Origin of the sequence: Streptomyces sp. NPDC021356, from assembly GCF_040641015.1 — a bacterium.
In the GTDB taxonomy this organism is placed as follows: Bacteria; Actinomycetota; Actinomycetes; order Streptomycetales; family Streptomycetaceae; genus Streptomyces.
Window position 1 is genome coordinate 14,517 of the sequence record NZ_JBFACU010000017.1, and the last position, 21,039, is coordinate 35,555.

The window sequence follows — 21,039 nt, forward strand, 5'->3', positions numbered from 1 at the left end:
CCCACATTCCTCCCGTTCCATGCTGCCAGGCGGCAACCGGGTCACGGGCCGGTTCGGGAGAGGTGGACCGGATGCGGGGACGGGTCGTCCTGGGCGGGGCGGCCGACGGCGGCCATGTCGCCGGTCGCCGGCTCGGCCGGCCGCCCGTGCCCGTCGGCGGCCGCGCCTCCCCACTGCCACAGCCCGAGCAGCAGCACCGCCCAGGCCAGACCGGCGACGAGACGGCCGGGACCGCGGAGGCGTGCGGTGCCGGACAGAGTGCCGGACGGGGTGCCGGACATGGTGTCGGACATGGTGGTCAGCCCTTCAGTCCTCGGTCCGCCGGCGGCCGGGACGGCGCGCTTCCCCGCGCGCGCGGGGAAGGAGGACGACGGCCGCCGCCGCGGCGCCCGCCAGGACCAGTCCGGTCACCGCGTGCGCCACGCCGGGGGCGTCCGCGACGGCGTGGGCGTCCGGAGGATCCGGTGGCGCCGGACGCGCCTGCGCGGGGACTACGGCGACCGCGTCACCGGGGGTGGGCGACGAGGCCGCCGGGGCCCGGCCGGCCGCGGCCCCGGGCGTCCCGTCCGTGGTGGCGGAGGTGGCGGCGGGGACCGCGGCCGGGGCGAAGGCACCCGCCACCAGCAGACCCGTACACAGCGTCAGACGCAGGGAACCCATCGTGACACCTCCGGTACCAGGAGACGTCAAGGGGCCGGGATGCGCATCCGCAACGGGCCGGTACTGCCCGGTACTGCTCCGAACGGGTGAGCGATGGTTCAGGGCCCGCCGGGGTCCGGTCTCAGACGCGCTCCACGAGGTCGGCGATGGAGTCGATGACCTCGGAGGGACGGAACGGGTAGCGGTCGACGTCCTTGGGCTGCGTCACGCCGGTGAGGACGAGGAAGGTGCGCATCCCGGCCTCCAGGCCGGCGAGCACGTCGGTGTCCATCCGGTCGCCGATCATGGCGGAGGTCTCGGAGTGGGCGCCGATCGCGTTCAGCCCGGCGCGCATCATCAGCGGGTTGGGCTTGCCCACGAAGTACGGCTTCTTGCCGGTCGCCGCGGTGATCAGGGCGGCGACCGAGCCGGTGGCGGGCAGGTCGCCCTCGGCGGAGGGGCCGACGTTGTCGGGGTTGGTGGCGATGAACCGGGCCCCGTCGTTGATCAGGCGGACGGCCTTGGTCAGCGCCTCGAAGGAGTACGTCCGGGTCTCGCCGAGGATCACGAAGTCGGGCTCGTGGTCGGTGAGGATGTAGCCGATGTCGTGCAGTGCGGTCGTCAGGCCGGCCTCACCGATGACGTAGGCGCTGCCGCCGGGGCGCTGGTCGTCGAGGAACTGGGCGGTGGCCAGCGCGGAGGTCCAGATGTTGTCCACCGGCACGTCCAGGCCCATCCGGCGCAGCCGGGCGTGCAGGTCGCGCTGGGTGTAGATCGAGTTGTTGGTGAGCACCAGGAAGGGCCGGCCCGAATCGCGCAGCTTCTTCAGGAAGGCGTCGGCGCCGGGGATCGGAACACCCTCGTGGATCAGCACACCGTCCATGTCGGTGAGCCACGACTCGATGGGCTTGCGGTCTGCCATGGGTTTCGGTCTCCTGCCGTACGCGGGCCTGCGTGGGCCCCAGCCTAACCAGTGGCCGGATCTTGCCGGAACGGTTCAGCACGCGCTGTTCCGGCAGGCCGGGGCCCCGCCCGCCCGCCCGGCCGGTCAGCTGCCGGTGGCGCGCTTCCAGTCCTCGACGTACGCGGTCAGGTTCCGGTCGATGTCGGCCCAGTCCGGCTGGAACACCCACACGCCCTTCAACAGGGCGGCCAGTGCGGTCGCGTCGGCGTCGGTGGCCTTGACGTCCTTGCGGGCGCTGAAGCCGCCGCCGATCTCGCTGACCTGCTGCTGGGCCTGCCGGCCGAGCATGAAGTCGAGGAGCTTCCTGCCGTTCTCCGAGTGCGGGGCCCTGGTGACGAGCCCGGCGGCGTAGGGCAGGGCGAACGTGGTGGGCCGGCCGCCCTGCCGGGCCGGGAACCAGATGCCGAGGTTCGGCATGGTCTTGGCCTGGGCGTAGTTCATCTGGACGTCGCCGTTGGCGACCAGCAGTTCGCCCTTGTCCACCTTGGGGGCGAGCTTGCCGGTGGAGGCGGACGGGCCGACGTTGTTGGACTGGAGCTTCTTCAGGTACTGAAGGGCCGCGTCCTTGCCGCCGAAGTCGTGCATGGCCTTGACCAGCACGGCGGTGCCGTCGCCGGCGACGCCGGGCGTGGAGTACTGGAGCCGGTTCTTGTACTTGGCGTCGAGGAGCTGCTCCCAGGTGGTGGGGGCGGGCTCCAGCTCCTTCTTGTCGTAGACGAACCCGAAGTAGTTGTTGACGACCGAGGTCCAGGTGGAGTCGGCCGCCTTGTCGGCGGTGCCCACCTGGTCGGCGCCCTTCGGGGCGTACTTCTGCAGCAGGCCCTTGCCGTCGGCCTGCTGGATGAACGGGGGCAGGGTGACCAGCACGTCGGCCTGCGGGTTGGCCTTCTCGCGCACGGCGCGCTGCACCATCTCGCCCGAGCCGCCCTCGACGTACTTGACCCTGATCCCGGTCTGCTTCTCGAAGTCCTCGAAGACGCGGTCGTACCAGCCGTCGCCGTTCTCGCCCTTGAGGCCGTCGGCGCTGTAGACGGTGACGGACTTGCCGTCGGCGGCGGCGGAGGAGCCGCCGCAGGCGGACAGCAGCGGGGCGGTGAGCAGGGCGAGGGCGGCGGCGACGGCGGGCTTGAGGCTGTTCCTGGGCATGGCGGGGCGTACTCCTTGCGGCGGGCGGGCGGGAGGGAAGAAGGGGGGAGCGGGGTGCGGGGGGAGGGGGGCGTGGTCCGTGGTCAGCGGTAGGAGGCCCGGGTGCGGACGCGGGACACGGCCAGCAGGACGAGCAGCGTGACGGCCAGCAGGACCACGGCGACGGCGGAGCCGGTGAACAGGGAGCCGCGGTCGGTGGCCGCGAAGATCAGCACGGGCAGCGGCGTCCAGTCGGGCGGGTAGAGCATCATCGTGGCGCTCAGCTCGCCCATCGACAGGGCGAAGCAGAGGCCGGCGGCGGCCGTGAGCGAGGGCAGCAGCAGCGGCAGCCGCACCCGCCACAGGACGTACGCGGGCCGGGCTCCGAGCGAGGCGGCGGCCTGTTCGTAGGCGGGGTCGAGGCGGACGATCGCCGCGGACACGGACTGGTACGCGAAGGCCGTGACCAGCACCGTGTGGGCGACGATCACGATCCAGCGGGTGCCGTTCAGGAGCATCGGCGGCCTGGAGAACGCCACCAGGACCGACAGTCCGACCACCACCGACGGTACGGCGACCGGCAGGACGAACAGCGCGTCCAGGACCTGGCGCTGGGCCTTCTTCAGGGCGGCCCCGGCCAGGGCGGCCCAGGTGCCCGCGGCCAGCGCGAGCAGGCTCGCGGTGACAGCGGTGACCAGGCTGGTGGTCAGCGCCTGGAGGGCCTCGCCGCGGGTGGCGGCACGGTAGTTGCCGGTGGTCAGGCCCGAGGGCAGGACGCCGGACCAGTGGGTGGCGAAGGAGGCGCCGAGGACGACGAGGAGGGGCAGGGCGAACAGGGGCAGGAAGAGGACGAGGAAGACCGCCCACACGGCCCAGCGGGCCTTTCGGCTATGCACCAGCACGACGGCTCACCACCCGGTAGAGGCCGTAGAGGCCCACGGAGATCAGGACGTTGACGACGGCGACCACGCACGCGCCCGGATAGTCGGACTCCAGGATCGCCTTGCCGTAGACGAGCATCGGCAGGGTGGTGACGCCCTTGGCGCCGGTGAAGAGCACGATGCCGAACTCGTTGAGGCACAGCACGAGCACGAGACTCCCGCCCGCCCCGAGCGCGGGCAGCGCCTCGGGCAGGATCACCTGCCGGACGATCCGCGGCGCACGGGCGCCCAGTGAACTGGCCGCCTCCAGCTGGGCGGTGTCCAGTTGTGTGAACGCGGCGAGCAGCGGGCGCATCACGAACGGCGTGAAGTAGGTGATCTCCGCGAGCAGCACGCCCCAGGGCGTGGTCAGGAACTGGAAGGGTCCGTCCGCGGCGCCGGTGGCCTGGGTCCACAGCCCGTTGGCCAGGCCGGTGCGGCCGTAGACGAACAGCAGGGCCAGCGTGATGAGGAAGGACGGGAAGGACAGGAAGACGTCGACGAACCGGGCGACCGCCTTCGCCCCGGGGAACGGTACGAACGCGATGACCAGCGCCAGCAGGAAGCCCAGTACCAGGCATCCGGCGGTCGAGGCGAGCGCCAGCCAGACGGTGGTCCACAGCGCCTCGCGGAAGGCGTCCGAGGCGAAGACGTCGGCGTACGGCTTCAGGGAGGTGCCGCCCGCGTCCGGCTGGAAGGACTGCCGGACGACCAGGGCGAGCGGGTAGAGGAAGAACCCGGCGAGCAGCGCGACCGGCGGCAGCGCCCACAGCAGGCGCCGGGCCGTCCGGGCGGCGGGGGCGCGCGGCGGGGCGGCGGGGGCCGGGGTGACGGCCGCGTCGACAGGGGGCGGGGCGGTGGGCGCGTGGGCGGCCGGCCGGGTGGGGGCCGGGGTGGGCAGCGGCTCAGTGCTCATCGCCGCTCACCCCCGCGGCCAGCAGCACCGCGTCCTCGGCGGCGAAGTGCAGGCTGACCGGGTCGCCGTGCGCGGGGGGCTCCCGCAGCTCGGGCAGGTCCGCCATCACGGGGTGGCCGGCGACGTCGACGTAGAGCCGGTGCGTGGAGCCGCGCCACTGGACCTCGCGGACCGTGCCGGTCAGTCGGTTGGGGCCGTCGCCGAGGCCGACCAGGTGGGGGCGTACGCACAGGGTGGCCCGCGCCCCGGCCGCCGCGCCCGCCGTGTCGAGCGTCAGCTCGGCGTCGCCGAGGACGGCGCCCCGGGGTGTCACGGTGACCGGCAGCAGGTTGGCGTTGCCCACGAAGGACGCCGTGAACTCGTCGGCCGGGGCCCGGTACAGCTCCCGGGGTGTCCCGCAGGCACGCAGCCTGGCCCTGTCCATCACCGCGATCCGGTCGGCCAGGGTCAGCGCCTCGATCTGGTCGTGGGTGACGTACAGGATGGACACGTCCGGCAACTCCCGGTGCAGCCGCGCCAGTTCGGCGAGCATGCCGGAGCGCAGCCGGGCGTCCAGCGCGGACAGCGGTTCGTCGAGCAGCAGGACGGCGGGGCGGACGGCGAGCGCGCGGGCGATGGCGACGCGCTGCTGCTGGCCCCCGGACAGCTCCCGCGGGTAGCGGCGCGCGTAGGCGGCCATGCCGGTCATCTCCAGGGCCGCGCCGACGCGTTCGCGGGTCTCGGCCCGGCCCGCCTTGCGGGCCTTCAGGCCGAAGGCCACGTTGTCCTCGACCCGCAGGTGCGGGAAGAGGGCGTACTGCTGCACGACCATGCCGATGCCCCGCCGGTGGGGAGGCAGGTCCGTCACGTCCCGCTCCCCGAGAAGCACCCGTCCCGACACGGGCCTGACGAAGCCGGCGACCGCCCGCAGCGCGGTGGTCTTGCCGGATCCGGACGGCCCGAGCAGCGCCATCACCTCGCCGGGCGCGACGGTGAGGTCGAGCGAGTCGAGGACGACGTTGCCGTCGTAGGCGACCGTGACGGAGTCGAAGCGGATGCTCATCTCACCGTTCTCCCCGGAGCAGGCCGGGCAGGGCGCCGACCGAGTCGAGGACGTGCGTGGCGCCCGCGGCGCGGAACTCGGCGTCGCCGTGGGCCCCGGTGCGCACTCCGGCGACCAGGCCCGCTCCGGCGCGCAGCCCGCTGAGCACGTCGTAGGAGGTGTCGCCGACGACGGCCACCTGGTGCACGGCGTCGGCGGCCTTGGTGCGCAGGAAGGCTTCGAGGACCATGTCCGGGTACGGCCGCCCGCGGCCGCCCGCGTCGGCCGGGCACAGGGTGAGCGGCACCAGGTCGCGCCAGCCGAGCGCGTCGAGGATGGCGTCCTGGGTGACGCGGGCGAAGCCGGTGGTGAGGACGACGGTACGGCCGTCGGCCCGCAGCTCCTCGACGGCCTCGCGGGCGCCGGGCACGGGGGCGACGAGCCCGCCGTCGACGAGGTCGCCGTACGCCTTCTCGAAGGCGGCGTTGGCCCGCTGGGCGGCCTCCTTTGCACCGAACAGGTGCCGGAAGACGGAGATCTTCGACTCGCCCATGGTGGCGCGGACGTAGGCGAGCTTGTCGGCGTGGTCGGCGGAGCCGGGTTCGACGCCCAGCTCGGCGGCGGCAGCGGCGAAGGCGCGCTCGACCAGGCCGCCGTCGGCGACGGTGGTGCCGGCCATGTCGAGGACGACGAGCCGGATGCCGGCGCCGCCCTGGGCGTCGCCGGGCACCTCGGTGGTGGTGCGGGTTTCGGTCATCGGTTGTCTCACCAGCCCAGTTCGTTCGCGGTGCGTTCGGCGATCGCCGGGGAGCAGGTCATGCCGCGCCCGCCGGGCCCGGTGACCAGCCAGACGCGGTCGCGCACCTGCTGTCGGTGCACGACCCGGCTCGGGTCGGTGCACTGCGCGTACACGCCGGCCCAGCGGCGGCGGATCCTCGGCAGCGGGCGGCCCAGCAGGGATTCGACGACCCCGGTGAGGTGTTCGTAGGGGTCCTCGACGGTGTCGAAGGCGAAGGGATGCTCGTACTCGTGGGTGTCGCCGATGGTCAGCCCGCCGTCGGCGCGCTGCACCATGAGCAGCTGCATCCGGTGCGCGGCGGCGGTCTCGGGCTGCGGCTGGGCGGCGTCGAGCGCGGCCAGGGCCCCGCCGGCATACGCCGGGTAGTAGCGGAAGCTGTCGGCGTCGGCGACCGAGGTGGGCAGCGCCTCGCCGAGCGGGTCGGTCTGCATCATCTGCAGCCGGACGCGGCGCACGGGCAGGTCGGGTCCGGCCAGTTCCCGGACGAGTCCGCCGAGCCAGGCACCGGTGGCGAGGACCACCACGTCGGCGGTGTGGACGTCGCCGTGATCGTCGCGGACGGCGCCCGCGCCGACGACCTCGCGGACCTCGCGGCCCGGCAGGAAGGTGTACTTCGGGTGCTTGAGCAGTTCGGCGCGCAGGGCGCGCTGGGCGGTGCGCGGCTCGACGGCGGCGTCCCGTTCGCAGTACAGGGCGGCGTCGAACTCCCCGCGCAGGGCGGGGTTGAGGGCACGGGCCTCGGCCGGTGTCAGCAGCTTGTGGCCGCGGGCGGCGGCGTCCGGGGCCGCCGCGGCGGCCTCGGCCACGGCGCGTTCGAGGGCGCCTCGTACGGGGGTGAGGGAGCCGTTGGCGCGGAAGCCCAGCGCGGGCACCCGGCCGCCGATCTCCTCCCACAGCTCCCGCGCCCGCAGGGCGGTCTGAAGTTCCTCGCCGCTCGCGCGGCCGCTCACCCAGATCTGCCCGAAGTTGCGCAGCGAGGCGCCGCGGGCCTCGGCCTCGCGCTCTATCTGCACGACCTCGTGGCCGCGTTCCACTGCCTGCCAGGCGTGCATGGTGCCCACCACGCCGGCTCCTACGACTGTCACTTTCACGACGGCGACGTTCCTCTCGGAGGGAGAACCGGAAGAGTCCGGCTGACAACGAGAGCCTGAACGAGGCATCACGATTGGGCTAGACCCGTTATCTTTTCGTTACTCGCGGGCGGGGGGCGGAGTGGGCGTCTCACGGTCGGCACGCCAGGCGTACAGGGAGCGTCAGCCGCTCAGGTGGGTCGTGAGCCTCAGCCGCTCAGGTGGGTCGTGAAGGAGAACCGGTCCCCGCGGTAGAGGCTGCGCACCCGCTCCAGCGGTCGTCCCTGCGCGTCCCGCGAGATGCGGTGGATCAGCAGCATGGGGAGGGCGGGCGGGGTGCCGATGAGCAGCGCCTCACGCGGGGTGGCGAGTACGGTCTCGATGCGCTCGTCCGCGTCACCGAAGGCCAGGTCCAGGCGCTGGAGGTAGGCGTAGAAGGACGAGTCCGGGTCGAAGTCGGCGTCCAGGCGCGGCACGCGGGCCACCGCCACGTAGGTGCTCTCCAGTCCTACCCGCTCCTCGTCCGCGAGCAGCACCCGCTCCAGGTGCCAGACGGGCTCGCCGCGGCTGAGTCCGGTCTCGGCGGCGAGCGCGTCCGGGCAGGGGAACCGGTCCAGACCGACGAGCGTACGCCCCGGCGTACGGCCCTGCCGCCGCACGCCCTCCGTGTAGCTGGCCAGCGAGAGCGGCTGCTCCAGCTTGGGCCCCGCCACGACCGTCCCCCGGCCCCGGCGCCTGAGCTTGCCCTCCAGGACCAGCTCGCGCAGCGCCTGCCGCACGGTCTCACGGGCGACCCCGTACTCCTCGGCGAGGTCGCGCTCGGTGGGGATCGGCCGGTCCTCGCCCAGCTCGCCGACGAGGCGGTCGATCCTCGCCTTCACCGCGTAGTACTTGGGGATCCGGCCGTGCTCCGGGATGCCGGAGCGCACCGGGGCGCCGGGGGCCTGGTCGTTCGGGTAGTCCACGCAGGGATCGTCGCAGACCGGGGCCGCGCGCTCAGCGGCGCCTCCGGATCGGCGCGCGGACAGGCCGCGGGCCTCGCCGCCGGCCGATCCGTCCGCCTACCCGTCCCCCCGCCCGAACAACGGCGCCAGCAGCAACTGCGCCGCGCCCTCCGCGACCCCGCGCGCCCCGGCCGGCGACTGCCTGACCGGCACCGCGCCCTCCGGCAGCCCGCCCCGCCCGGCCCGGGCGGCGACGAGCGCGCCCACTCCGGTCACGAACACCTCCGGCTGTTCGGCGACCGTACGCCCGCCGAGCAGCACCAGGTCGATGTCCAGCAGCCCGACGAGGTTCGCGGCCCCCGCGCCCAGTACGCGCGCCGCCTCCCGCACGTCCCCGCGCGCGACGGCCGCCAGGCACAGCGCCTCGACGCACCCCCGGTCCCCGCACTCGCAGCGCGGCCCGTCCAGTTGGATCACCTGGTGCCCGAACTCGCCGGCCCCGGTCCGCGCCCCGCGGTGCACGGTTCCGCCGATGACCAGCCCGGCCCCGAGCCCCGTGCCCAGGTGGAGGTAGGCGAAGGAGCCGCCGCCTCCTTCCCCGGCGACGGCCAGGCCGAGCGCCGCCGCGTTGGTGTCCTTGTCCACGACGACGGGCACGTGGAGCCGCCGCTCCAGCGCGTCCCGCAGCGGGAACCCGTCCCACTGGGGGAACCCGGTGACCCGGTGCAGCACCCCGCTCCCGTGGTCGAGCGGCCCGGGCAGCGCCACTCCGGCCCCGACGAGCGAGGCGGCGGACGCCTCCCGGGCACGGACCCCGAACGCCTCCGTGACCAGCGCCTCGACCTGCGCCGCCACCGCGTCCACGACGGCACCGGCCCGCGCCCCCAGGGCCAGCGGCTCGCGCCGCTCGCCGGTGACGGTGCCGTCCAGGTCGACCAGTACGGCCCGCACCTCGTCCCGCTCGACGTGCACGCCGACCGCGTGCCCGGCCTCCGGGACCAGTCGCAGCACGGTCCGCGGTTTGCCCCCGGTGGAGGCCCGGCGTCCCGCCTCGGCCGCCAGTCCCCGTTCCCGCAGCCGCGCGGTGATCTTGCTGACGGCCTGGGGGGTGAGACCGGTCCGCTCTGCCAGCTCCAGCCTGCTGATCCCGGCGGCCCCCGCCCGGCGCAGCAGATCGAGCACCAGGGCGGTGTTGTGGCTGCGCAGGGCGAGCAGGTTCGCCCCGGCGCCCACGCCGCGCACCTTCCCGCCGGTCACCACGTCCTCAGCCTCACCCACCGTGCACTTCCGCCGTCCTCGCCCTGCGCTCGCCGGGCCCGTACCCACCGCTCGCAGAGCGTCGCATTCCGGCCACTCGCCGCTCGCGCCACGCTCGCCGCCCTCGGCCTCTGGCCACCGTCGTCCGGCTGCTCGCGCCGCACCGTCCGCCCCCCATTCTCCCCCGCGCTTGCACTTAGGCAACAGCGTTGCGAAAGTGGAACACATGACTAGCACCCCCCTCCGCGACCTCCGCGTGGGCCTCATCGGCTACGGCCTCGCCGGTTCCGTCTTCCACGCTCCGCTGATCGCCGCCACCGAGGGCCTGGCCCTCGACACGGTCGTCACGTCGAAGGAGGAACGGCAGGCGCAGGCCCGCAAGGAGTTCCCGGACGTCCGCGTGGCCGCCGGCGCGGACGAGCTGTTCGCCCGCGCCGGCGAGCTGGACCTGGTCGTCGTCGCCTCCCCGAACAAGACGCACGTCCCGCTCGCGACGACGGCGCTCGAGGCCGGCCTGCCGGTGGTCGTGGACAAGCCCGTCGCCGGTACGGCGGCCGAGGCGCGCGGCCTGGCCGCCCTCGCCGAGGAGCGCGGACTGCTGCTGTCCGTCTTCCAGAACCGCCGCTGGGACAACGACTTCCTGACCCTGCGCGGACTGGTCGACCGGGGCGAACTCGGGGACGTATGGCGGTTCGAGTCCCGTTTCGAGCGCTGGCGCCCGCAGCCGAAGGGCGGCTGGCGCGAGTCCGGCGACCCCGCAGAGATCGGAGGTCTCCTCTACGACCTCGGAAGCCACGTGGTCGACCAGGCCCTGGTGCTCTTCGGCCCGGCCACGCAGGTGTACGCCGAGTCGGTCGTCCGCCGCGCGGGCGCCGAGGCCGACGACGACACGTTCCTCGCGCTCACGCACGCGAACGGCGTCCGCTCCCACCTGTACGTCTCCTCGACGGCCGCCCAGCTCGGCCCCCGTTTCCGGGTGCTGGGCTCACGGGCCGGGTACGTCAAGTACGGCCTGGACCCGCAGGAGGCCGCGCTGCGCGCGGGTGCGCGTCCGGGCCCGGACGGCTGGGGCGTCGAGGAGGAGTCCCTGTGGGGCCGTCTCGGCGCTGGGGCTGCCCCCTCTGGGGGAGAGTCCCCGGTGGCCGGCGGCGGCAGCCCCGTACCGACCCTGCCCGGCGACTACCCGGCGTACTACGCCGCCGTGGCCGCCGCCCTGCGCGAGGGCGCCCCGAACCCGGTGACCGCCCACGAGGCCGCCGCCGCGCTGGACGTCCTGGAGGCGGCGCGCCGCTCCGCCCGCGACGGTGGGGCGGTGCGGCTGTGACGAACGCACCGAAGCCTCCGCAGCCCTCGAAGCCGCCGCAGCCCGCACAGCCCCCGCAGTCCCCGCCGGCCCCGCCGTCCCCGCCGTCCCCGGCCGCGGGACCGGCCGATACCGATACCGACACCGGCACCGGCACCGGCACCGGCATCGGCATCGGCATCGAGGAACTGGAGGCGCAGGAGCGCCGCCTGGTCTTCCCCCGTTTCACCCACGAGGACGCCTGGGCGCTGGGCTGCCTGCTGGTCGAACTGGCGCGGGAGCGGCAGGCCCCGGTCGCCGTCGACATCCACCGCGCCGGCCAGCAGCTGTTCCACGCGGCCCTGCCCGGCTCCACCCCCGACAACGACGCCTGGATCGCCCGCAAACGCAGGGTGGTGGAGCGTTACGGCTCCGCGTCCTACCTGGTCGGCGCCCGTTTCCGCGCCAAGGGCACGACCTTCGAGGACTCCTCCCGCCTGGACCCCGACACCTACGCGGCGCACGGCGGCTCCTTCCCGGTCACCGTGGAGGGCGTCGGCGTGATCGGCGCGGTGACGGTGTCGGGCCTGCCACAGGTGCAGGACCACCGGCTGGTGGTGGAGGCACTGGAGGCGTATCTCGGCCTCTAGGACGGCGGAGCCGGACTCGCCGGGCCGGGGAATGACGGGCGCCGCCCTCGCGGTTGGGGTTGGCTGTACGCAGGACGATCAGGCATGGCAGATCAGACACTGCCGATCAGACACTGCCGATCAGGCATCTGATCGCGGCACCCGCCCGGAGGGATCGGAACCGATGAGCGACACGGCAGCCCCACTGAAGGAGACGGTCGGACGGTACGGCGTCTGGAGCGTCGGCCTCCGATCGGAGGACCCGTCCCGGCGCGGCGCCATCGCCGAGGCCGCCGCCGAACTGGAGGAGCTGGGCTACGGCACCGCGTGGCTCGGCGGCAGCAGCGCCCCGGGCCACGCGGCACCGCTGCTGGAAGCCACGTCGACGCTCGCCGTCGGCACCAGCATCCAGAGCATCTGGCAGCACGACGCCGAGGCGAGCGCGGCCGGTTACGCGGAGCTGGAGGCGGCCCACCCCGGCCGCTTCGTGCTGGGCATCGGGGTGAGCCACGCCAAGCTCGCCGAGCAGTACCGCCGCCCGTACTCGGCGCTGGTCGCCTACCTGGACAAGCTGGACGCGGCGAAGGTGCCCGCGGAGCGCCGGGTGCTGGCCGCGCTCGGCCCCAGGACCCTCGAACTGTCCCGGGACCGCGCGGCGGGCGCGATCCCGTACCTGGTCACGGCGGAGCACACCGCCCAGGCCCGGGAGATCCTGGGCGAGGGCCCGCTGCTCGCCCCCGAGCTGAAGGTCGTCCTGGACGAGGATGCCGACCGGGCCCGCGCGACCGCCCGGGGCTACCTCGCGGTGTACCTCCAACTCCCCAACTACACCAACAACTTCCTCCGTCTGGGCTTCACCGAGGACGACCTCCGCGACGGCGGCAGCGACCGTCTGATCGACGCCGTGTACGCCTGGGGCGACGACAACCGCATCCGCGCCCGCCTGGAGGAGTTCCAGTCAGCGGGCGCGGACCACCTGGCCCTCCAACTGGTCACCGGCACGACGGACCCCGACGACCTCCCGCGGGAGGAATGGCGCCGCCTGGCCTCACTTCTCGACTGAGGCCGGCATCAAAGGGGCGCGGGGCGGTGTCGATATGCGGCTCCGCCGCGCAGGCGCGAACAACCAAGACGGCGCCGCACCCGAAACGCACCGCCAGTCCCCCGAACCCCTCACCCCTCACCCAGCACCCCGCACCCCGCACCCCGCACCCCGCACCCCGCGGAGCGCTACGCGTCCTTGAGTTCCTGCCGCTGCCGCCCCAGCCCCTCGATCTCCAGCTCGACCACGTCACCGGAGCGCAGGTACGGCTTCGGCTCGGGCTGTCCCATGGCCACGCCCGCCGGTGTACCGGTGTTGATGACGTCACCGGGGTAGAGGGTCATGAAGTGGCTGACGTAGCGCACGACTTCGGCGACGGGGAAGATCTGCTCGGCGGTCGTACCGTCCTGCTTCAGCTCCCCGTTGACCCACAGCTTCAGGGCGAGGTCCTGCGGGTCGGGCACCTCGTCGGCGGTGACGAGCCAGGGTCCGAGCGGGTTGAACGTCTCGCAGTTCTTCCCCTTGTCCCAGGTGCCGCCCCGCTCGATCTGGAACTCCCGCTCGGACACGTCGTGCGCCACGGCGTACCCGGCGACGTGCGCCAGGGCCTCCTCGTCCGTCTCCAGGTAGCGGGCCGTACGGCCGATGACGACCGCCAGCTCCACCTCCCAGTCGGTCTTGGCGGAGCCGCGCGGTACGAGCACGGTGTCGTTCGGCCCGACCACGGTGTCCGCCGCCTTGAAGAAGACGACGGGCTCGGCGGGTGCCTCGGCACCCGTCTCCCGGGCGTGGTCGTGGTAGTTCAGGCCGATGCACACGACCTTGCCGATCCGGGCCAGCGGCGGGCCGATCCGCAGACCGTCCGCGTCCAGCACGGGCAGGTGCCCGGCCTCGGCGGCGCTCCGGACGCGGCCGAGCGCGGCAGCGTCGGCCAGCAGGCCGCCGTCGATGTCCGGGACGACGCCGGACAGGTCGCGCAAGATGCCCTCGGCGTCCAGCAGTGCGGGCCTCTCGGCCCCGGCCGTACCGACTCGCAGCAGCTTCATGTTCCCCAACTCCCTCGATCGCGGGCAGCCCGGCCGAGCGACGCGACCTGAGTGCGGCGGGCGCAGCCGTCGGAGGACTGTTCGATCCTCCAAGGTCGGGGTCCACTCCGCAATACCCCGTTCACGTACTGGACCGTAGGCCCCGCCCCGGCGGCCGCACGCAGCGCCACAGCACGGCCCGCTCGGCGACAGGGCACGGCCCGCTCAGCGGTAGAGCACGGCACGTTCCACCGCGCTCCACGCGGTGCTGGTCACCACGTACAGCGCGGCGGCCAGCGGTACGACGGCCACGGTGACCAGCGTGGCGAACGACATGAACGGCATGACCTTGCCGACGGCGGCGAGCCCGGGCACCTGCTCCTCGCCGCCCGCGACGCCCGCACCGCCACCGACAGCGCCACCGGTACCGGCCGCCGTCCGCCGGGCACGCAGGAAGTTGAAGGTGGCGACGACGGCCACGACCGCGAACAGCCCGACGTACACGAGCCCGGCCGGCCCGAAGGCGCCCCCGCCCGCCAGGGCGTCACTCCACCGCCCGCCCAGCGGCGCGGCCAGCAGCCGGTGCGTGAGCAGCCCGTTGGCGTCGCCGCCGATCGACGTGCTGGAGAACAGGTGGTAGAGCAGGAAGAACGCGGGCAGCTGGAGCAGGCCGGGCAGGCAGCCCGACAGCGGGGACACCTTCTCCTCGGCGTGCAGCGCGAGCACCGCCTTCTGGAGCCCCTCGGGATCCTTCCGGTACTTCTTCCGCAGCTCGGCGACGCGCGGCTGGAGCGCGGTCCGCGCCTTCTGCCCGCGCGCCGCGGCGCGGGAGAGCGGATGGACGAGGAGCCGTACGAGCGCGGTGACCAGGACGATGGCGGCGGCAGCGGCGGAGGCGTGGAACAGCGGCTGGAGCAGGTCGGCGAGGTGCTCGACCGCCCCGGCGAAACCGGAAAGAACGGACGCCGGGAGAACGGACGCGGAGAAGACGGACATGGTGAGAAGCCCTCCGGGGGATTCGTCGTGCCGGGAAAGGAAGACAGACGGCATGACGACCCGCGGCGCAGGGACACGTGACGTACACGAAGCGAAGTGAACGTGGATCCGGAACCAGGACCTGGCGGGTGCACAGGTGCCGGGAGAGGTCGCGTACGTGCCCTACGCGGCGACGGCCGCCGGAAGGCCGCGTCCGGGTGCCCTGGGCCGTCGCCGGCCCGCGGCATCGGGATCGCGCTGCGGCAGGAAGGCCGTACGACGGTCCCGTTCGCGGATCGCGGTGCGCACCCGCGTGGGCGCCACGGCGGGCGCGCACCGCGAGCCGAGCAGCGCACACGCGACGAGCGCGGCACCGGCGGCGACGGTCACGGAGAGACCGCCCGTGTCGAGCAGCGAGAGCTGGAGGACCAGGAGGGCAAGGAGGGCAAGGACGAGCAGGGAGCCCAGCACGGGAGCGAAGCGCGCACCGGTCCGGGGACGGTGGCGCGACACATGACGCAGCACGATCGACTCCCCCTCCCGAACGGTTCCCCGCCCCCACGACCACGACTACAAGTACAAGTACGAGCAGGACCTGGTAACGACCTGGTCGTCTCGTTATACAGGACGCTCCGGCCCGGCCCGCAAGCCCCCTCCCACCGGACCGATCCGTCATGTCCCCACCACGCCACGGCGCCGCCGGAGGTCGCCGTGCCGCCGGGACCCCGTGCCGCCGGGCACCCGCTGGGGTCCTGGCCTGCGGAGACCTCGCCGAACCCTCCCGCGCGTACGCCCGCGGATACGCCCCCTGATACTCCGGTGGACGTCTCACCTTTGTCAGCGCCCGGCAGTACGGTGTCCCCCATGCGCCCCGACACGCCCGCCGAAAGCACCGGAAAAGCCGGGAACGACCGCCCCGGCGAGAACGACCGGAACACCTCGGCCGCCCCGAACGCCGACACCGCCGACCACACCGCCGAAGCGGCCCGCCTGGAGCGGACCGCGGGCCTGTACCCGGAGGACGCCGAAGCCCTCCTGCTGCGGGCCGCCGCCCACCTGGAACTCGCCGGCGACCGCCCCGCGGCGACAGCGCTCTACGACCGCCTGCTGGCCACCGCGGGCGCCCTGGAGAACGCCACGCTGGTGCGCGCCCTGAAGGCGGCCAACCTCTGGGAGTACGACCACGAGGCCGAGGCCCGCGCGATCATCGACGGCGTCCGCGCCACCGCGCCGCGCGACCCGGCGCCTTGGGTGATCGTCGCGGAGTCGTTGGAGTCGCACGACGAACTGGAGGCGGCCCACAAGACGTTCACGGAGGCCGTCACGCTCCTGCTGACCGACGTCCCTGAACCCCCGTACGCCACCCACCCGCTCCTCTTCGGCCGCCACCGGGTGCGCCGCATGCTCGGCGCGTCCCACGACGACTGGGACGCCCTCGCCGACACCCTGCACTCCCTGCCGGTCTCCCTGGACGAGCTGCACGACCCCAAGCGGGTCTGGTCCCTCGGCTCGGAGAACCCGGCCGAACTCCAGGCGGAACTGGTCCGCCTGCGCGCGGAACTCGGCGCCTACCGCGAGGCCCTTTCCCGCCCCTTCCCGGTGGCGGTCCTGCACTGGCCGGCGGGCGAACTGGACGAACTGGTCGCGGCCTACGCCGACCTCGCCACGGAGTACCCCTCCCACGAGACCCACCTGGCGACGATAGAGCGCTCCCTGCGCGAACTGGCCGCCTCCGGCACCCCCAACCTCGGCATCGTCACAGGCACGGTCCCCTCCTACGAGGCCTTCGCCGCCTCGGAGGGCTCCTCCCCGTCCGACACGACCCTGCTCCCCCAGTACGCGACGACCCTGGCGGCCCGGGGCCGGGCGGTGGCCTGGCCACCGCAGCGGGCGGCGGAGTGCTGGTGCCATTCGGGGAGGTCATATGAGGAGTGTCACAGGCGCGAGATCCTCTGACGCTGCGTGAGCTGTGCCGAAATAGCAGCCAGCAGTCTCTCACGGAAATCACCACGACAAGACCGCCGAATTACATCCTAGTAGCTCTTTCTTCGCCAACGAAATTTTTCGCCCGTTTCGCGTTCCAGCCAGCCCAGAAGGCTTGATCGCTCCCCTTTAACTGAGGGCATTACTTTGACATTACCAAGCCAGGATAGCCTACCCATCGACGTTGCTGCCGCCACGGTAATTGCAACTTCTCACTCCAGCGACGAAGAACTGGCAAGAGTCCGTCAACACTTGCTACGCATGGATCCAGAGGGAGATAAATTCGCAGCCGTCCTGCGTCACACCATAGACCAGCTCCTGGATGGGGAGAATACGGGTCGATACGACTGGCGCCATCTCCACAAGACCGAAAAAACTCATGCCGGCACTCTAGTAGAGATCAATCTGCAGCGTAGGTTTGATTTCGCCGACGGCCGCGATATGGATTTCAATATCGCCGGCGTGGACGTCGACTGCAAGTTCTCACAGGACCTCGGAGGGTGGATGATCCCACCGGAGGCCATGGGAGAGGTGTGCCTGGTCGTCTGGGCCGACGACCGGCTGAGTAAGTGGAGCGCTGGCCTCCTTAGGGCTGACCGGGAGAAGCTTACGCAAAATGGTTTGATAACCCGAAAAGGCAATAGGGATCACAAATACCGACTCAACAAGTCAAACCTTCACCTGGTCGACTGGCTGTGGCATATGCGGCCACTCAAAGAAAATCTCCTTCTTCACCTCGATACTGAAACGCGCCGCGCTCTTTATGCCCCTAAGTCAGGCCAGAAGCGAGTAAACGAACTTTTCCGTCTCGTTCAGAAAAAACGAATTGATCGCAACGTAGTCAGGACGCTAGCTCAACAGCACGATTACATGGCTCGTGTCCGGGACGACAAACAGCGCACACGGGCCAGACCTGTACTGCGAGAAGAGGGGTACATTATCGTCGGCGACTCCGGAAGCCATAAGGCAGTCGCTCAGGCACTTGGAGGCCCGGTTCCCGAAAAAGGAGAGTTCGTAAGCTTCAGGCTTGCGAAGGCTCAGCCTTGTCACGGGGACCGGCCGTCGGTCGAGCTCGAAGGCTGCAGATGGGTAGCGATCAACTACGATGAAAAGGCAGATAGACCGGCCCCCAAGCTGCCCTCCCGTTAGTCGAATAGCATTAGGAATTATGGAAGTCGACTGGCATCCACCAAGCGGCTCCTGGGCCTCTTCGGCGGCACGCCGCCGAAACATGCAGGCCATCCGGAGCCGGGACACCAAGCCGGAGTGGCTCGTCCGCAGGCTGGTGCACGCTCGCGGCCTGCGCTACCGAGTTGCCGCAAAGCCTCTCCCAGGCCTCCGCCGGACCGCTGACATGGTCTTCGGCCCGGCGAAGGTGGCAGTCTTCATCGACGGCTGCTACTGGCACGGCTGCCCCGAGCACTATGTGCCTCCGAAGACCAATGCGGGCTACTGGTCGGACAAGGTTGCCCGGAACATGGCCCGCGACCGGGACACCGATCAGCGCCTGGAAGAGGCTGGCTGGTCGGTGCTCCGGTTCTGGGAACACGAACGGTCGGAAGACTGTGCGGCGCGCATCGCCGCCGAGGTCGAGAAGCGGCGGAGCGCAAACAAGCGGGACGGTTCCGGTAGCTGATCAGCCCTTCTCCTGGTCGCGCTCCCGGGCCGCCTTGAGAACGTCCATGATCGATTCACCAACAGCCCTGGCCACCGGTGGCGGGAAGGCGTTACCCACCTGACGGTACTGTGCAGTCTTACCGCCTGCGAAATCCCATTCCTGCGGAAATCCCTGGATTATCGCCGCCTGCTGCACGGTGAGCATCGGCCCATCAGCGCCGAAAAGGTCGCGGTCTTCCGTCTGCTTCCTAGCGCAGGTGTCAATGTCGTTGGCTACGCCCATGCCTGAGACACCGAGCTGCTTCCAGGCAGCTTTAGCACGGCTCGGACCGAGATCCGCACCGCCATGCTTTTTCGAGCCGCCGACAAGGGTAGGTGCGATGCCTCCGCCCTTGCCCTTCAACTCCTGGTCACGTCCGCGGGCCTTCCGCAGCCAGCGGTCGAACGCGGCGCGTGCCTTCTCCGCGTGCGCACCCTCGAAGTACGGCTCGAAGCGCTTGAGCATGGACTGCTCAAGGCTCTCTGCCACACTGACGGGATCCTCATGGGTGGGTGAGGGCCACTCGTACTTGAGGTCCTCGATGACATCGTCCCGGAAGGCGACGAGGATGGCGCGCGGGCGGAGTTGCGGCACACCGAAGTCACTGGCTTCCAGGACGCCCCACTTGCAGATGGTGTAGCCGAGGCCCTCTTCGCGGGCCACCTGCCCGTCATCCGTCCGGTACGAGCCGCCCTGGAGGCGGGCCTGGATCCAGTCACGGTAGTCCGAGAACTTCGGGTCCATGATCCCCCGGACATTCTCGATCATCACCGCTCGCGGCTTCAGCTCCTCCACGAGGTTCAGCATCCGCGGGAAGAGGTCTCGCTCGTCGGCTTTGCCCAGTTGCTTGCCTGCGTGGGAGAACGGCGGGCAGGGCACGCCGCCCGCCAGGAGGTCCAGGCCGTGCGCCGCCAGGACATCAGCGCTCTTGCGCAGGTCCCGGCCGGGCTTGAACTCCTTCACGTCAGTCGGTGGCAGGAGGTCGCAGTGCTCCCTCTCCCACGTCCACAGTCTGTGCTCTTCGATGTTCAGCTTGAGCGTCTCGACCGCGTGCTGGTCCAGTTCCACGAGAGCCAGGTGCGCGAAGCCAGCCTGATGCAGGCCGATGGCCTGTCCGCCGGCGCCAGCACAGATCTCGATCGACGTGAACCGCCGCTCCGCGGCCGTGCTGACGCGTTCTGATTCCTTCGTGCGGGTCATGCCCCCTCCTTACAGCCGTACAGCGGCAGACTCATCTTGCAATCCACCATCACTGAGGGTGACAGACCCCACTGACAACGAGACCCCACTAAGTGTGCAGCAAGCTCAGCCGTTCGCTGAACACCCCCTCCGAGGCACCGAACACTCATACGATATTGCCCATGCGGATTCCTGCGTGGACTGAGGATGAACTTGTGCTCGCCGGCGCTCTCGTCGTGAGGAACGGGTGGCGTGAACTGCGGACTGCAGACCCTGAAGTGCAGGAGCTCTCCGACCTGCTTCGCTCCCTGCCGATCCATGACGCCGAAGCCCTCGCTCTGCCCGGCTTCCGCTCTCCGGACAGCGTCAGCCGCAAGACCACGGACTTCATGACGAACCATGGGCAGTACTCCGGGAAGGCCACCCGGTGCGGCAAGCCGACGCTGCTCATGATCGAAGCGTTCACCCGGCGCGAAGCGGAGATGCTTCAAGCGGCTGACGCCATTCACCGAGGTATCGGCTCGGGCGAACTCCACCTCATCCCTGCACAGCCGGATGAGATGGACGACCTGGGCGGCACGGCCATCGAGGGGCGCCTCCTTGCCCGCTGGGCGCTGGCACGCGAACGCGATCCCCGGCTCCGGGCGCGGAAGATCGCGCAGATGGGGCGACGCGGCCAGCCGCTGCGGTGTGAGGTGTGCGACTTTGACTTCGCCCGGACCTACGGAGCGCTGGGCCAGGGTTACATCGAAGTGCACCACGTCACACCGCTCTACGTATCCGGCCCTCGCCAGACCCAGCTCGACGATCTCGCCTGCCTGTGCGCGAACTGCCACCGGATGTGCCACAGAAGCCGCCCCGGGGAGTCCTGGCGCACTCCGGCCGCTCTCCGGGAGCAGATACAGGAGTCCCGCGCGGCCACTCATCAGGCCACGCCCGCTTCCGCCTCGTAGTGCGTCTGGGCCCGGTCCAGCATGTCGTCCGGGTCCAGGCCGCGCGCAGACGTCCAGTGGAGCAGGTCTGCGATCAGCGCCACCGCAGACTCCTCCAATGACACCTCTCTCCGCTGTCCCGTAAGGGCCCCTCCACCACAGCATCCCTGGTAGTTCTCAAGCACGTTGACAGCGCGCTCCATACGGCGGCAGGAGGCTTCGGGCCCCAACTTGATCTCACACCAGACGGCCTTGCCGAGCGCGGTGGCAACGGTCCCCCATGCCATCACCATTGCCGCGAGCAAGTGCAGCCCCCGGCCGCACTCCGCGTCACAGTCAGCCACGCGCGAGACCGGCTGCACGCTGCTCTTGTCGTACATCTCCACACGCAGCCGGTCGCGCCTCCACTCAAGAGCGAGAGTCGCCGGCGTTCCTTCACCGACATGCTTGATGACGTTGGTCGCCAGCTCGGTGACAACCAGCTCCGCCTCCGCGCTGAGCGCCAGCACGCCCCACTGGTCCAACTGGGCCGCAACGGCCCTCCGTAGCAGCGGGACCTCCGCGGGTGCCGCCTCAAAGGGCAGTACACAACGATGTCCGCGATCCCCGGTGCCAATACCTGGCATCAGCATTGCTCCCTCCCGTGCCACGCGCATGCTGCGCCTGCCGCATCGGAGCGG

At 71.5% G+C, this 21,039-nt stretch carries 23 protein-coding genes; 7 read left to right on the top strand and 16 right to left on the bottom strand.

What is annotated here, in order from left to right:
- Nucleotides 1-41 precede the first annotated feature (41 nt).
- From AB0G56_RS23335 to AB0G56_RS23385, 11 genes are all read right to left on the bottom strand, one after another.
- Nucleotides 42-293 (bottom strand): hypothetical protein, encoded by a 252-nt coding sequence (locus AB0G56_RS23335; protein ID WP_360972298.1) that lies wholly within the window; start codon nucleotides 291-293, stop codon nucleotides 42-44.
- Nucleotides 294-306: 13 nt separating this feature from the next.
- Nucleotides 307-660, bottom strand: a complete 354-nt coding sequence (locus AB0G56_RS23340; protein WP_360972300.1) for a hypothetical protein — start codon at nucleotides 658-660, stop codon at nucleotides 307-309.
- A 121-nt stretch (nucleotides 661-781) separates the two neighbouring features.
- The gene (locus AB0G56_RS23345; RefSeq protein WP_360972301.1) at nucleotides 782-1,561 is read right to left on the bottom strand and encodes an HAD-IIA family hydrolase; all 780 of its coding nucleotides are present in this window, start codon (nucleotides 1,559-1,561) and stop codon (nucleotides 782-784) included.
- A gap of 126 nt (nucleotides 1,562-1,687) precedes the next feature.
- Complete coding sequence (locus tag AB0G56_RS23350; protein ID WP_360972303.1) at nucleotides 1,688-2,749, bottom strand: 2-aminoethylphosphonate ABC transporter substrate-binding protein; 1,062 nt, start codon at nucleotides 2,747-2,749, stop codon at nucleotides 1,688-1,690.
- 83 nt (nucleotides 2,750-2,832) lie between these two features.
- A complete protein-coding gene (locus AB0G56_RS23355; RefSeq protein ID WP_360972305.1) occupies nucleotides 2,833-3,630 on the bottom strand; it encodes an ABC transporter permease subunit in 798 nt (265 codons plus the stop codon).
- Entirely contained in the window at nucleotides 3,617-4,564 is a 948-nt protein-coding gene (locus tag AB0G56_RS23360; protein WP_360972307.1) for a 2-aminoethylphosphonate ABC transporter permease subunit, read from the bottom strand. The genes AB0G56_RS23355 and AB0G56_RS23360 overlap by 14 nt, the downstream gene beginning before the upstream one ends.
- On the bottom strand, nucleotides 4,554-5,606 hold the full coding sequence (locus AB0G56_RS23365) for an ABC transporter ATP-binding protein (protein WP_360972309.1): 1,053 nt from the start codon (nucleotides 5,604-5,606) through the stop codon (nucleotides 4,554-4,556). The genes AB0G56_RS23360 and AB0G56_RS23365 overlap by 11 nt, the downstream gene beginning before the upstream one ends.
- Before the next feature lies 1 nt (nucleotide 5,607).
- Nucleotides 5,608-6,342 carry an HAD family hydrolase gene (locus tag AB0G56_RS23370; protein ID WP_360972311.1) on the bottom strand — a complete coding sequence of 245 codons (735 nt, stop codon included), beginning with the start codon at nucleotides 6,340-6,342 and terminating at the stop codon, nucleotides 5,608-5,610.
- 8 nt (nucleotides 6,343-6,350) lie between these two features.
- On the bottom strand, nucleotides 6,351-7,475 hold the full coding sequence (locus AB0G56_RS23375) for a TIGR03364 family FAD-dependent oxidoreductase (RefSeq protein ID WP_360972313.1): 1,125 nt from the start codon (nucleotides 7,473-7,475) through the stop codon (nucleotides 6,351-6,353).
- Nucleotides 7,476-7,663: 188 nt separating this feature from the next.
- Nucleotides 7,664-8,419: a GntR family transcriptional regulator gene (locus AB0G56_RS23380; protein WP_360972315.1), complete on the bottom strand. Its 756-nt coding sequence runs from the start codon at nucleotides 8,417-8,419 to the stop codon at nucleotides 7,664-7,666.
- A 96-nt stretch (nucleotides 8,420-8,515) separates the two neighbouring features.
- Nucleotides 8,516-9,676 carry an ROK family transcriptional regulator gene (locus tag AB0G56_RS23385; protein ID WP_360972317.1) on the bottom strand — a complete coding sequence of 387 codons (1,161 nt, stop codon included), beginning with the start codon at nucleotides 9,674-9,676 and terminating at the stop codon, nucleotides 8,516-8,518.
- 205 nt (nucleotides 9,677-9,881) lie between these two features.
- On the opposite strand from AB0G56_RS23385, the gene AB0G56_RS23390 reads away from it, so the two are divergent.
- The 3 genes from AB0G56_RS23390 (at nucleotide 9,882) to AB0G56_RS23400 (ending at nucleotide 12,629) form a co-directional block, all read left to right on the top strand.
- A complete protein-coding gene (locus AB0G56_RS23390) occupies nucleotides 9,882-10,979 on the top strand; it encodes a Gfo/Idh/MocA family oxidoreductase (protein ID WP_360972319.1) in 1,098 nt (365 codons plus the stop codon).
- A 146-nt stretch (nucleotides 10,980-11,125) separates the two neighbouring features.
- Nucleotides 11,126-11,587 (top strand): heme-degrading domain-containing protein, encoded by a 462-nt coding sequence (locus tag AB0G56_RS23395; RefSeq protein ID WP_360972603.1) that lies wholly within the window; start codon nucleotides 11,126-11,128, stop codon nucleotides 11,585-11,587.
- Between the two features lie 163 nt (nucleotides 11,588-11,750).
- The gene (locus AB0G56_RS23400) at nucleotides 11,751-12,629 is read left to right on the top strand and encodes an LLM class F420-dependent oxidoreductase (RefSeq protein ID WP_360972321.1); all 879 of its coding nucleotides are present in this window, start codon (nucleotides 11,751-11,753) and stop codon (nucleotides 12,627-12,629) included.
- A 167-nt stretch (nucleotides 12,630-12,796) separates the two neighbouring features.
- On the opposite strand, the gene AB0G56_RS23405 is transcribed toward AB0G56_RS23400, so the two are convergent.
- The 3 genes from AB0G56_RS23405 to AB0G56_RS23415 form a co-directional block, all read right to left on the bottom strand.
- Complete coding sequence (locus AB0G56_RS23405; protein ID WP_360972323.1) at nucleotides 12,797-13,654, bottom strand: fumarylacetoacetate hydrolase family protein; 858 nt, start codon at nucleotides 13,652-13,654, stop codon at nucleotides 12,797-12,799.
- Nucleotides 13,655-13,858: 204 nt separating this feature from the next.
- The gene (yidC, locus tag AB0G56_RS23410) at nucleotides 13,859-14,629 is read right to left on the bottom strand and encodes a membrane protein insertase YidC (protein ID WP_360972325.1); all 771 of its coding nucleotides are present in this window, start codon (nucleotides 14,627-14,629) and stop codon (nucleotides 13,859-13,861) included.
- A gap of 162 nt (nucleotides 14,630-14,791) precedes the next feature.
- The gene (locus AB0G56_RS23415) at nucleotides 14,792-15,040 is read right to left on the bottom strand and encodes a DUF6412 domain-containing protein (protein ID WP_360972605.1); all 249 of its coding nucleotides are present in this window, start codon (nucleotides 15,038-15,040) and stop codon (nucleotides 14,792-14,794) included.
- A gap of 432 nt (nucleotides 15,041-15,472) precedes the next feature.
- Here AB0G56_RS23415 and AB0G56_RS23420 point away from each other — a divergent pair, with 432 nt between their 5' ends.
- The 3 genes from AB0G56_RS23420 (at nucleotide 15,473) to AB0G56_RS23430 (ending at nucleotide 18,227) form a co-directional block, all read left to right on the top strand.
- The gene (locus tag AB0G56_RS23420) at nucleotides 15,473-16,564 is read left to right on the top strand and encodes an SEC-C metal-binding domain-containing protein (RefSeq protein WP_360972327.1); all 1,092 of its coding nucleotides are present in this window, start codon (nucleotides 15,473-15,475) and stop codon (nucleotides 16,562-16,564) included.
- Between the two features lie 174 nt (nucleotides 16,565-16,738).
- The gene (locus AB0G56_RS23425; protein ID WP_360972329.1) at nucleotides 16,739-17,740 is read left to right on the top strand and encodes a NaeI family type II restriction endonuclease; all 1,002 of its coding nucleotides are present in this window, start codon (nucleotides 16,739-16,741) and stop codon (nucleotides 17,738-17,740) included.
- Between the two features lie 19 nt (nucleotides 17,741-17,759).
- Complete coding sequence (locus tag AB0G56_RS23430; RefSeq protein WP_360972331.1) at nucleotides 17,760-18,227, top strand: very short patch repair endonuclease; 468 nt, start codon at nucleotides 17,760-17,762, stop codon at nucleotides 18,225-18,227.
- On the opposite strand, the gene dcm is transcribed toward AB0G56_RS23430, so the two are convergent.
- Nucleotides 18,228-19,448 (bottom strand): DNA (cytosine-5-)-methyltransferase, encoded by a 1,221-nt coding sequence (dcm, locus tag AB0G56_RS23435; protein ID WP_360972333.1) that lies wholly within the window; start codon nucleotides 19,446-19,448, stop codon nucleotides 18,228-18,230.
- A 161-nt stretch (nucleotides 19,449-19,609) separates the two neighbouring features.
- On the opposite strand from dcm, the gene AB0G56_RS23440 reads away from it, so the two are divergent.
- Entirely contained in the window at nucleotides 19,610-20,380 is a 771-nt protein-coding gene (locus AB0G56_RS23440) for an HNH endonuclease (protein WP_360972335.1), read from the top strand.
- Here the strand turns inward: AB0G56_RS23440 and AB0G56_RS23445 are convergent.
- Entirely contained in the window at nucleotides 20,353-21,015 is a 663-nt protein-coding gene (locus AB0G56_RS23445; protein ID WP_360972337.1) for an ATP-binding protein, read from the bottom strand. The two genes, AB0G56_RS23440 and AB0G56_RS23445, sit on opposite strands and share 28 nt — an antisense overlap.
- Nucleotides 21,016-21,039: the final 24 nt, after the last annotated feature.

Excerpts from the sequence above, each read along its gene's own strand:
- AB0G56_RS23430 (WP_360972331.1), top strand. The coding sequence starts at position 17,760 with ATGGAAGTCGACTGGCATCCACCAAGCGGCTCCTGGGCCTCTTCGGCG.
- AB0G56_RS23350 (WP_360972303.1), bottom strand. The coding sequence starts at position 2,749 with ATGCCCAGGAACAGCCTCAAGCCCGCCGTCGCCGCCGCCCTCGCCCTG.
- yidC (WP_360972325.1), bottom strand. The coding sequence starts at position 14,629 with ATGTCCGTCTTCTCCGCGTCCGTTCTCCCGGCGTCCGTTCTTTCCGGT.
- AB0G56_RS23370 (WP_360972311.1), bottom strand. The coding sequence starts at position 6,342 with ATGACCGAAACCCGCACCACCACCGAGGTGCCCGGCGACGCCCAGGGC.
- AB0G56_RS23335 (WP_360972298.1), bottom strand. The coding sequence starts at position 293 with ATGTCCGACACCATGTCCGGCACCCCGTCCGGCACTCTGTCCGGCACC.
- AB0G56_RS23340 (WP_360972300.1), bottom strand. The coding sequence starts at position 660 with ATGGGTTCCCTGCGTCTGACGCTGTGTACGGGTCTGCTGGTGGCGGGT.
- AB0G56_RS23400 (WP_360972321.1), top strand. The coding sequence starts at position 11,751 with ATGAGCGACACGGCAGCCCCACTGAAGGAGACGGTCGGACGGTACGGC.
- AB0G56_RS23360 (WP_360972307.1), bottom strand. The coding sequence starts at position 4,564 with ATGAGCACTGAGCCGCTGCCCACCCCGGCCCCCACCCGGCCGGCCGCC.
- AB0G56_RS23440 (WP_360972335.1), top strand. The coding sequence starts at position 19,610 with ATGCGGATTCCTGCGTGGACTGAGGATGAACTTGTGCTCGCCGGCGCT.
- AB0G56_RS23345 (WP_360972301.1), bottom strand. The coding sequence starts at position 1,561 with ATGGCAGACCGCAAGCCCATCGAGTCGTGGCTCACCGACATGGACGGT.
- AB0G56_RS23365 (WP_360972309.1), bottom strand. The coding sequence starts at position 5,606 with ATGAGCATCCGCTTCGACTCCGTCACGGTCGCCTACGACGGCAACGTC.
- AB0G56_RS23405 (WP_360972323.1), bottom strand. The coding sequence starts at position 13,654 with ATGAAGCTGCTGCGAGTCGGTACGGCCGGGGCCGAGAGGCCCGCACTG.
- dcm (WP_360972333.1), bottom strand. The coding sequence starts at position 19,448 with ATGACCCGCACGAAGGAATCAGAACGCGTCAGCACGGCCGCGGAGCGG.
- AB0G56_RS23390 (WP_360972319.1), top strand. The coding sequence starts at position 9,882 with ATGACTAGCACCCCCCTCCGCGACCTCCGCGTGGGCCTCATCGGCTAC.
- AB0G56_RS23445 (WP_360972337.1), bottom strand. The coding sequence starts at position 21,015 with ATGCGCGTGGCACGGGAGGGAGCAATGCTGATGCCAGGTATTGGCACC.
- AB0G56_RS23420 (WP_360972327.1), top strand. The coding sequence starts at position 15,473 with ATGCGCCCCGACACGCCCGCCGAAAGCACCGGAAAAGCCGGGAACGAC.